Origin of the sequence: Allobosea sp. NPDC003192, assembly GCF_050275675.1 — a bacterium.
In the GTDB taxonomy this organism is placed as follows: Bacteria; Pseudomonadota; Alphaproteobacteria; order Rhizobiales; family Beijerinckiaceae; genus Allobosea.
Genome location: NZ_JBNNPK010000052.1, coordinates 1 through 1,011, shown reverse-complemented (window position 1 = coordinate 1,011; position 1,011 = coordinate 1). Strand labels below are relative to the sequence as shown.

Below are 1,011 nucleotides of genomic sequence, written 5' to 3'. Positions count from 1 at the left end.
CTCGCCGCCGACGCGGTCGCGGCGACCGCGATCAAGGGACCGACCGTCACCTCGGCGGTTCGCTCGAACCTGATCGACCAGTACAACGATCTGCGTACCAAGATCGACGATCTTGCCAAGGACGCCGGCTTCAACGGCATCAACCTGCTCGGCGGCGACCGCCTGTCGGTCGTCTTCAACGAGAAGACCGGCAAGAACCAGACCAAGCTCGACGTTCAGGGCACGCAGCTGAACTCCGACAATCTCGGCATCGTCAAGGCTGGCAACACCCAGCTCGCCGGCACCACCAACTTCCAGAACGACTCCGATCTGGAAGCCGCGACCAAGTCGCTCACCGGCGCGCTGACCTCGCTGAAGTCGCTCTCCTCGACCTTCGGCGCCAACCTCTCGGTCGTCCAGACCCGCCAGGACTTCACCAAGGACATGGCGAATACCCTGACCACCGGTGCCGACAACCTCGTCAACGCCGACCTGAACCAGGAGGCCGCCTCCCTGCTCGCGCTGCAGACCCGTCAGCAGCTCTCGCAGCAGGCGCTCGCCCTCGCCAACCAGGCCGACCAGGGCGTCCTGCGTCTCCTCGGCTGATCTTCGGTCCGCAGGAGCGGATCACCCGCAGAACGCGGGACGAAGCAAAAGAGCGGCGGAGCCGAAAGGCTCCGCCGCTTTTCGTTTGCGAAGTGCCCGGGATCGGAATCTCACGCAGGTCTCCGCATTGTTTCACATTGATTAACCATGTCGCCACTGCGCCCAATTTCCGAGCAATTCCCCCGCTCGGATTTACCGCTCGTTACGAGTTCGGCCGCATGGTCTCCCGGTCGAGCCCAGAACGGTCTCGATGCCAGAAGGCACCATACCAGGAAGGTATCAAATCATGGCCGTTTCTCTCTCTGCCGGCGTCCGCAACAATCTCTCGACACTGCAATCGACCGCCGCCCAGTCCGCGCAGATCCAGAACCGTCTCGCCACCGGCAAGAAGGTCAACTCCGCGATCGACAGCCCGGTCAACTTCTT

1 protein-coding gene is annotated in these 1,011 nt (G+C 62.9%); it reads left to right on the top strand.

The genetic code is table 11. The annotated features are described in order from the left end of the window. On the top strand, positions 1-585 hold a 585-nt coding region (locus ACQKLX_RS29835), incomplete at its 5' end, for a flagellin (protein ID WP_427365177.1). Positions 586-1,011: the final 426 nt, after the last annotated feature.